Below are 8,327 nucleotides of genomic sequence, written 5' to 3'. Positions count from 1 at the left end.
CTGCTGGGCCCGACCCAGGCCGGCAAGACGTCCCTGATGCGCATCATCGCCGGGCTCGACAAGCCCACCGCAGGGCGCGTGCTGGTCGATGGCCAGGACGTCACCGGCGTAGGCGTGCGCGAGCGCAACCTGGCGATGGTGTACCAGCAATTCATCAACTATCCCGGCCTGACGGTGTTCGAGAACATCGCCGCGCCGCTGCGCCTGCAGAAGCAGCCCGAGCAGGAGATCAGCAAGCGCGTCAAGGAAATTGCCGACAAGCTGCACATCACCCACCTGCTGCAGCGTCTGCCGCTGGAACTCTCCGGTGGCCAGCAGCAGCGTTGCGCGCTGGCGCGTGCACTCATCAAGCGCGCCCCGCTGGTGCTGCTCGATGAACCGCTGGTCAACCTCGACTACAAGTTGCGCGAAGAATTGCGCAGCGAATTGATTTCGCTCTTCGCCACCGGCGACACCACCGTGGTCTACGCCACCACCGAGCCGCAGGAAGCCTTGCTGCTGGGCGGGCACACCGCCGTGATGCACGAGGGCCGCCTGCTGCAATTCGCGCCGACGCTGGAACTGTTCAACAGTCCGGCCTCCACCCGCGTGGCAGCGATCTTCAATGATCCGCCGATGAACCTGCTGGACGCCACGGCCATCTCCACCGCCCACGGCGTGGCCGCCATCCGCATGAACGATGGCAGCGTGCTGGAAATTGCCGGGCGCTCGCTGTCCCTGTCGGAAGGCCAGCCCTGCAAGCTGGGCATCCGCTGCAATGACGTGCGCCTGGAAGCGCTGAGCGCACCGGGTGTGAGCCTGGGCTGCAGCGTGACCCTGGCCGAACTCTCCGGTTCCGAAACCTACCTGCACCTGCGCCATGGCGATGTGCCCCTGGTGGCGCAGCTGTCGGGCGTGCATGAAGTGGCCATCGGCAGCACGGTGCAAGTGAGCATCGCCGCCGCCAAGGCCTTCCTGTTCGATACACAGGGACGCCTGCTGAGCGCCCCGCTGGAGACTCGCTGACATGGCCCGCATCGAATTCAAGAACCTGGGCCACGCCTACGGTAGCAACCCGGCCAGCCTCAAGGACTATGCCCTGCAACCCATGAACATGGTGTGGGAAGACGGCGGGGCCTATGCGCTGCTGGGTCCCTCGGGCTGCGGCAAGTCCACGCTGCTCAACATCATTTCCGGCCTGCTGCAGCCCTCCGAAGGGCAGGTGCTCTTCGATGGCCGCGACATGACCCGCATGGCCACCCGCGATCGCAACATCGCGCAGGTGTTCCAGTTCCCGGTCCTGTACGACACCATGAGCGTGTTCGACAACCTGGCCTTCCCGCTGCGCAACCGCAAGATCGCCGAGCGCGAAGTGCAGGCCCGCGTGCGCGAGATCGCCGAGATGCTCGACCTGACCCGCGACCTCAAGCAGCGCGCCGCCGGACTGTCGGCCGATGCCAAGCAAAAGATTTCGCTGGGCCGTGGTCTGGTGCGCAAGGACGTGGCGGCGATCCTCTTCGATGAACCGCTGACGGTGATCGATCCGCACATGAAGTGGGAGCTGCGCCAGAAACTCAAGGAAATCCATCACCAGTTGAAGCTGACCCTCATCTACGTCACCCACGACCAGGTCGAGGCGCTGACTTTCGCCGATGAAGTGGTGGTCATGACCGAGGGCAAGGTGGTGCAGCAGGGCAAGCCGGAGGCATTGTTCCTGCGCCCCGACCACACCTTCGTCGGTTACTTCATCGGCAGCCCCGGCATGAACTTCTGCCCGGTGCGCGTGGAGGGCGATGCGGTCCTGCTGGGCCAGCAGCGCCTGCAGGTCGAGGCCGCTCAATTGCAGGCCCTGAAGAACAGCAGCGGTGACCTGAAGCTGGGTATCCGTCCCGAATTCGTCGAGCTGGCCGCACCCGGTACGGCCGGGGCCGTCAGTGCCGAGGTCACTCAGGTCCAGCATCTGGGCACCAGCCAGCTGGTGACCGCACAGTTCGAGGGCATGAGCGTGAAGGCGCGCGTGGCGCCCGAACTGAAGATCGCCACCGGCGCACAGTGGCTGCGACTGGCCAAGCCGGAGACGATCTACTTCAGCAACGACGAGAGAATTGGACGCTAAGCCATGAACAAGCCCTACAACAACAAGGCCTGGTTCTTCATCCTCCCGGTCTTCCTGACGGTGGCCTTCTCGGCCATCATTCCGCTGATGACGGTGGTCAATTATTCGGTGCAGGACATCATCAGCCCCGAACAGAAAGTCTTCGTGGGCCTGGACTGGTTCCGCGATGTCATGCGCGACAGCGAGCTGCATGCGGCCCTGCTGCGCCAGCTGATCTTTTCCTTCTGCGTGCTGCTGGTACAGCTGCCGCTGGGCATCGGCCTGGCACTGGCCATGCCCCACAAGGGCTGGAAATCCTCGGCCACGCTGGTGATCCTGGCCATGCCGCTGCTCATTCCATGGAACGTGGTCGGCACCATCTGGCAGATCTTCGGCCGTGGCGACATCGGGCTGGGCGGTCACGTGCTGAACCTGCTGGGCGTCGACTACAACTACGCGTCCAATCCGCTGGACGCCTGGCTGACCGTGCTGCTCATGGATGTGTGGCACTGGACGCCGCTGGTGGCGCTGCTGGCCTTTGCCGGTCTGCGTTCGATTCCGGACGCGTATTACCAGGCGGCGCAGATCGACGGTGCCAGCCGCTGGGCGGTATTCCGTTTCATCCAGCTGCCCAAGATGCGCGGCGTGCTGGTGATCGCGGTGCTGCTGCGTTTCATGGACAGCTTCATGATCTACACCGAGCCCTTCGTGCTCACCGGTGGCGGTCCCGGCAACTCGACCACCTTCCTGAGCCAGTACCTCACGCAGAAAGCCGTGGGCCAGTTCGACCTCGGTCCGGCTGCCGCCTTCTCGCTGATCTACTTCCTCATCATCCTGCTGTTGTCCTTCGTGCTCTACAACTGGATGCAGAGTGCCGGCAACAACGCCAATGCTTCGGGTGGCCAACATGAATAAGACTCAGGACAAGACCCTCACCCGCACCCTGGTGATGCTGGTCTACATCGCCTTCACGCTGGTGCCGCTGTACTGGCTGCTGAACACGTCGTTGAAGACCAACGAGGAGACGCTGTCGGTCTTCACGCTCTGGCCCAATGCGCCGACGCTGAACAACTACAAGACGATCTTCACCGATCCGTCCTGGTATTCGGGCTACATCAACTCCATCATCTACGTGGCCATGAACACGGTCATGTCGCTGCTGGTGGCCTTGCCCGCCGCATATGCCTTCTCGCGCTATCGCTTCCTGGGCGACAAGCACATGTTCTTCTGGCTGCTGACCAACCGCATGACGCCGCCGGCGGTGTTCCTGCTGCCGTTCTTCCAGCTCTATTCGACCATCGGCCTGTCGGACACGCACATCGCGGTGGCGCTGGCGCACATGCTCTTCAACGTGCCGCTGGCGGTGTGGATCCTGGAAGGCTTCATGTCGGGCGTGCCGCGCGAGATCGATGAGACGGCCTATATCGATGGCTTCTCCTTCCCGCGTTTCTTCCTGCGCATCTTCCTGCCGCTGATCAAATCGGGCGTGGGCGTGACGGCCTTCTTCTGCTTCATGTTCAGCTGGGTGGAACTGCTGCTGGCCCGCACGCTCACCTCGGTCAACGCCAAGCCCATCAGCGCCATCATGACGCGTACCGCGTCGGCAGCAGGCATGGACTGGGGCATCCTGGCCGCGGCCGGCGTGCTGACGATTGTTCCGGGAGCCCTGGTGATCTGGTTCGTGCGCAACCACATCGCCAAGGGCTTCGCAATGGGGAGAGTGTGATCATGGGAAATGCTTTGTCGTGGATGTCGTGGACGCCACCGGTTGCGATCTTTTTCGTCTGCGTGGTGCTGATGCTGATCGGCATGACGGTGTGGGAGATCCGCTCGCCGACCATCGAGCGCAAGGGCTTCCTGCCCATGCGCACCACCCGTGGCGACCGCCTCTTCATCGGGCTGCTGACGGCGGCCTACATCAACCTGGCCTGGGTCGGACTGACCGATATGGAACAGTGGTATGCAGCGGCGCTGGGCTTCGTGGCGCTGGTGCTGATCATGCGCAAGGGCTGATGGGATGTCATGACTACCGTTCGTCCTGAGTAGCGGCGTAGCCGCGTATCGAAGGTTCACCTGCGCCTGAGCGCCCTTCGACAGGCGCAGGAGCGTCTTCGATACGGCCCTGGCGGGCCTACTCAGTCCGAACGGGTGGTGATGGTGATACGGCTGATTTTGGTTTTATGGCAGCAGGCAACAGATCTGTAATCACAATGGACGTCCGGGGATTCTCCTTCCCTACCCGGCACGCCAACTGAGGGGAAGGTGACGAGGAGACATGATGCAGAACATGCGGAAAATCAAACTGACCGTGCTGGCCGCCGCCATGGCCATGGCCGGTATCGCGGGCAATGCCTGGGCCGACATCAAGGCCGCCGAGAAGTGGGTGGATGCCGAATTCCAGCCCAGCACGCTGTCGCGTCCACAGCAGGTCACCGAGATGCAATGGTTCATCGACGCGGCCGCCAAGCTCAAGGCCAAGGGCGTCAAGGAAATCCACGTGGTCTCCGAGACCCTGGATACGCACGCCTATGAATCCAAGACCCTGGCCAAGGCCTTCGAGGAAATCACCGGCATCAAGGTCATTCACGACGTGATCCAGGAAGGCGACGTGGTCGAGAAGATGCAGACCTCGCTGCAATCGGGCAAGTCCATCTATGACGGCTGGGTCAACGACTCCGACCTGATCGGTACCCACTACCGCAACGGCCAGACCGTGGTGCTGAGCGACTACATGGCCGGCCCCGGCAAGGAATACACCAACCCCGGCCTGGACCTGAAGGACTTCATCGGTACCAGCTTCACCACCGCGCCGGACGGCAAGCTCTACCAGCTGCCCGACCAGCAGTTCGCCAACCTGTACTGGTTCCGCGCCGACTGGTTCGCGCGCAAGGACCTGCAGGACAAGTTCAAGGCCAAGTACGGCTATGAACTGGGCGTGCCGCAGAACTGGTCGGCCTACGAAGACATCGCCGCCTTCTTCACCAACGACGTCAAGGAACTGGACGGCAAGAAGGTCTTCGGCCACATGGACTACGGCAAGAAGGACCCGTCGCTGGGCTGGCGCTTCACCGATGCCTGGCTGTCCATGGCCGGTGCCGCCGACAAGGGCCTGCCCAACGGCTTGCCGGTCGATGAATGGGGTATTCGCGTAGCCGATGACAAGTGCACCCCGGTCGGTGCCTCGACCTCGCGCGGCGGTGCCACCAACTCGCCGGCTGCGGTCTATGCCCTGACCAAGTACCTGGACTGGATGAAGAAGTACGCTCCGCCCGAAGCGCTGGGCATGACCTTCTCCGAAGCCGGCCCGGTGCCTGCCCAAGGCCACATCGCGCAACAGATCTTCTGGTACAGCGCCTTCACCGCCAGTATGACCAAGCAGGGCCTGCCGGTGGTCAACGCCGACGGTTCGCCCAAGTGGCGCATGGCCCCCGGCCCGCACGGTCCGTACTGGAAGGACGGCATGCAGAACGGCTACCAGGACGTCGGTTCGTGGACCTTCCTGAAGAGCACCCCGCCGGACCAGATGGCCGCAGCCTGGCTGTATGCGCAGTTCACGACCTCCAAGACCGTGTCGCTGAAGAAGTCCATCGTCGGCGTGACCTTCATTCGTGACTCCGACATCCGCTCCGACTACTTCACCAAGAACGCCGCCAAGTACGGTGGCCTGATCGAGTTCTACCGCAGCCCGGCCCGGGTGGCGTGGACCCCGACCGGCACCAACGTGCCTGACTATCCGAAGATGGCGCAGATCTGGTGGAAGAACATCTCCTCGGCCATCTCCGGCGAGAAGACCCCGCAAGGTGCCATGGACAATCTGGCCGATGAAATGGACGGTATCATGGCCCGCCTGCAGCGCGCCGGCATGAAGCAGTGCGCGCCCAAGCTGAACCCGAAGAAGGATCCGGCCACCTGGCTGTCCGACAAGGGCGCACCGTGGGCCAAGCTGGCCAACGAAAAGCCGAAGGGCGAGACCATCCCCTACGACAAGCTGCTGCAAGCCTGGAAGGATGGCCGCGTTCGCTGATGCAGCCTGAGCGCCATCACACGTGAGATGACGCCATCCCGGCCGGTGTCGGGGTGGCGTCTTCACGTTGATCGGGTGCGTGTTGACTTGGTTTCGGGTTGAACCTTAGTCTCTCCTGAGAATGGCCGCATGTGGATTGCGGTTGCGGCCCGCAGGAATGTGTTATTCCATTTTCAAACTTTAGTTTTTCAGTCGTCTGCAAGGAATCATCATGGCCTATCTGCTCGCCCTCGACCAGGGTACCTCCAGCTCGCGCAGCATCATCTTCGACCAGAGTGGCGCCATCGTCGCCACGGCCCAGCAGGAATTTCCGCAGATCTTCCCGCAGCCGGGCTGGGTCGAGCACGACCCCATGGACCTGTGGCAGAGCCAGTTGCAGACGGCACAGAAGGTGCTGGCGCAAAGCGGCATCAAGGCCGAAGAACTGACCGCCCTGGGCATCACCAACCAGCGCGAGACCACCGTGGTGTGGGAGCGCGCCACCGGCAAGCCGGTCTACAACGCCGTGGTCTGGCAGGACCGCCGCGCTGAAGTGGTCTGCGCGGCGCTGCGTGACCGTGGCCTGGGCGAGGCCATCCAGCAGAAGACCGGGCTGGTGCTCGATCCTTATTTTTCCGGCACCAAGCTGCGCTGGATCCTCGACCATGTCGACGGCCTGCGTGCGCGTGCCGAACGGGGCGAACTGCTGTTCGGCACCGTCGATTCGTGGCTGGTCTGGAACCTGACCGGGGGCCGCCTGCACGTGAGCGATGTGTCCAATGCCTCGCGCACCATGCTGTGGAATATCCACACCGGGGCGTGGGATGAAGAGCTGTTGCAATGGCTGGATATTCCCGCTGCGATGCTGCCGCAGGTGCATGCCTCGGCCCACATCTATGGCGAGATCGATGCGCAGCACCTGGGTGCGGCGGTCAAGATCGGCGGCATCGCCGGCGACCAGCAGTCGGCGCTGTTCGGCCAGGCCTGCGTGCGTCCCGGCATGGCCAAGAATACTTACGGTACCGGCTGCTTCATGCTGCTGCATACCGGCGACCAGTGCGCCACTTCGCACAACGGCCTCATCAGTACCGCCGCCTGCCAGGTCGATGAACGCAAACAATATGCGCTCGAAGGCAGTGTCTTCATCGGCGGTGCCGTGGTGCAGTGGCTGCGCGATGGCCTCAAGGCCATCAAGACCTCCACCGACGTCGAGGGACTGGCCTGCACGGTGGAAGATTCGGGCGGGGTGGTGTTCGTGCCGTCCTTCACGGGGCTGGGTGCGCCCTACTGGAATCCCGGTGCCAAGGGCGCCATCGTCGGCTTGAGCCGGGGCAGCACGGTGGCCCACATCGCCCGCGCGGCGCTGGAATCGATTGCCTTCCAGAGTACTGCTCTGCTCAATGCGATGGTCAAGGATGCGGTCTCGCCCATCACCGAATTGCGCGTGGATGGCGGGGCGGCGGCCAACAATCTGCTGCTGCAGTTCCAGGCCGATCTGCTGGGTATTCCGGTGATCCGTCCGCAAGTGACCGAAACCACCGCGCTGGGTGCGGCCTATCTGGCCGGGGTCGCCACGGGTGTCTATCGTGATTTGTCGGAGCTGTCCGCGCAGTGGCGCATGGAGCGTACCTTCGAGCCGCGTTTCACGCGCGAGCAGGCGCAGGAGCGCATCCACGCGTGGGAAGCGGCGATTCGGCAGGTCAGTGCAGGCTGAGGCGCTCTCGGAACGGGGGCGTTGGTTCCGCTGGTTTCAATTGAAACAGGACGCACGCCTTTTGACACAGGACGATAACAACACTGCGCCATGATCCTCTCAAGCCCGGCGCATCCCGCTGCCGGGCATGAGACGAGGAGCGGATCATGGAACACCTGCTGCTGGACGCGATGCAACTGGCCGATGGCTTCATCGAGGCTGCCACCACCTTCCTGATGGCATGTGACATCAGCGTGCCCGCGGCCTCGCACGAGGCGCACGGGCGTCACTTCATGACGGTGCTGGGGATGGCCTGAACAGGCCGGATCTGACCGGTCAGCGGGCTCAGGCTCAGGAGGGCGTGCCCGTGCTGAGCATGTGCATGGTATCGAGATGGCTCAGGCGCGCCCATTCCTCGCCGCCACGGGCAACGATGGTATCGGCTTCGGGCGTGGCCATGAGGTCGAGGATCTCGGTGTCGCTCATTTCCATGTCGTCGTTGTAGCGGAACACCTTCAGTACCGGCCGCGTCAGGTCCTGCGCATTCTGGCGGATCA

8 protein-coding genes and 1 pseudogene are annotated in these 8,327 nt (G+C 63.3%); 8 read left to right on the top strand and 1 reads right to left on the bottom strand.

Annotation, left to right across the window (positions count from 1 at the left end; translation table 11 throughout):
* The 8 genes from B3873_RS26220 to B3873_RS26185 form a co-directional block, all read left to right on the top strand.
* The coding region (locus B3873_RS26220) for an ABC transporter ATP-binding protein (protein ID WP_286870040.1) at positions 1 to 1,005 on the top strand (1,005 nt) is incomplete at its 5' end.
* A gap of 1 nt (position 1,006) precedes the next feature.
* Positions 1,007 to 2,095, top strand: coding sequence for an ABC transporter ATP-binding protein (locus tag B3873_RS26215; RefSeq protein ID WP_286870037.1), 1,089 nt, complete (start codon positions 1,007 to 1,009; stop codon positions 2,093 to 2,095).
* A 3-nt stretch (positions 2,096 to 2,098) separates the two neighbouring features.
* Positions 2,099 to 2,989, top strand: a complete 891-nt coding sequence (locus tag B3873_RS26210; RefSeq protein WP_039790028.1) for a carbohydrate ABC transporter permease — start codon at positions 2,099 to 2,101, stop codon at positions 2,987 to 2,989.
* Positions 2,982 to 3,800 (top strand): carbohydrate ABC transporter permease, encoded by an 819-nt coding sequence (locus B3873_RS26205; protein WP_039790027.1) that lies wholly within the window; start codon positions 2,982 to 2,984, stop codon positions 3,798 to 3,800. The genes B3873_RS26210 and B3873_RS26205 overlap by 8 nt, the downstream gene beginning before the upstream one ends.
* Before the next feature lie 2 nt (positions 3,801 to 3,802).
* Positions 3,803 to 4,087 carry a DUF2160 domain-containing protein gene (locus B3873_RS26200; RefSeq protein WP_039790026.1) on the top strand — a complete coding sequence of 95 codons (285 nt, stop codon included), beginning with the start codon at positions 3,803 to 3,805 and terminating at the stop codon, positions 4,085 to 4,087.
* 262 nt (positions 4,088 to 4,349) lie between these two features.
* Positions 4,350 to 6,098: an ABC transporter substrate-binding protein gene (locus tag B3873_RS26195; RefSeq protein WP_121044570.1), complete on the top strand. Its 1,749-nt coding sequence runs from the start codon at positions 4,350 to 4,352 to the stop codon at positions 6,096 to 6,098.
* Between the two features lie 211 nt (positions 6,099 to 6,309).
* Positions 6,310 to 7,791 (top strand): glycerol kinase GlpK, encoded by a 1,482-nt coding sequence (gene glpK, locus B3873_RS26190; RefSeq protein WP_286870034.1) that lies wholly within the window; start codon positions 6,310 to 6,312, stop codon positions 7,789 to 7,791.
* A gap of 146 nt (positions 7,792 to 7,937) precedes the next feature.
* Complete coding sequence (locus tag B3873_RS26185) at positions 7,938 to 8,087, top strand: hypothetical protein (RefSeq protein ID WP_166675037.1); 150 nt, start codon at positions 7,938 to 7,940, stop codon at positions 8,085 to 8,087.
* Between the two features lie 34 nt (positions 8,088 to 8,121).
* Here B3873_RS26185 and B3873_RS26180 read toward each other — a convergent pair.
* Positions 8,122 to 8,327 (bottom strand): annotated as a pseudogene (locus B3873_RS26180) (phosphodiesterase); the annotation flags it as partial.

The sequence above is a fragment of the Herbaspirillum sp. UBA812 genome (assembly GCF_002296545.1).
GTDB classification, from domain to species: domain Bacteria; phylum Pseudomonadota; class Gammaproteobacteria; order Burkholderiales; family Burkholderiaceae_D; genus Herbaspirillum; species Herbaspirillum huttiense.
The sequence above is the reverse complement of the archived record's forward strand: the minus strand, read 5'-3'. Positions and strand labels throughout refer to the sequence as shown.

What these genes read in the sequence shown, in the direction of transcription:
- B3873_RS26215 (WP_286870037.1), top strand. Translation starts at nt 1,007, where the DNA reads ATGGCCCGCATCGAATTCAAGAACCTGGGCCACGCCTACGGTAGCAAC.
- B3873_RS26210 (WP_039790028.1), top strand. Translation starts at nt 2,099, where the DNA reads ATGAACAAGCCCTACAACAACAAGGCCTGGTTCTTCATCCTCCCGGTC.
- B3873_RS26205 (WP_039790027.1), top strand. Translation starts at nt 2,982, where the DNA reads ATGAATAAGACTCAGGACAAGACCCTCACCCGCACCCTGGTGATGCTG.
- B3873_RS26200 (WP_039790026.1), top strand. Translation starts at nt 3,803, where the DNA reads ATGGGAAATGCTTTGTCGTGGATGTCGTGGACGCCACCGGTTGCGATC.
- B3873_RS26195 (WP_121044570.1), top strand. Translation starts at nt 4,350, where the DNA reads ATGATGCAGAACATGCGGAAAATCAAACTGACCGTGCTGGCCGCCGCC.
- glpK (WP_286870034.1), top strand. Translation starts at nt 6,310, where the DNA reads ATGGCCTATCTGCTCGCCCTCGACCAGGGTACCTCCAGCTCGCGCAGC.
- B3873_RS26185 (WP_166675037.1), top strand. Translation starts at nt 7,938, where the DNA reads ATGGAACACCTGCTGCTGGACGCGATGCAACTGGCCGATGGCTTCATC.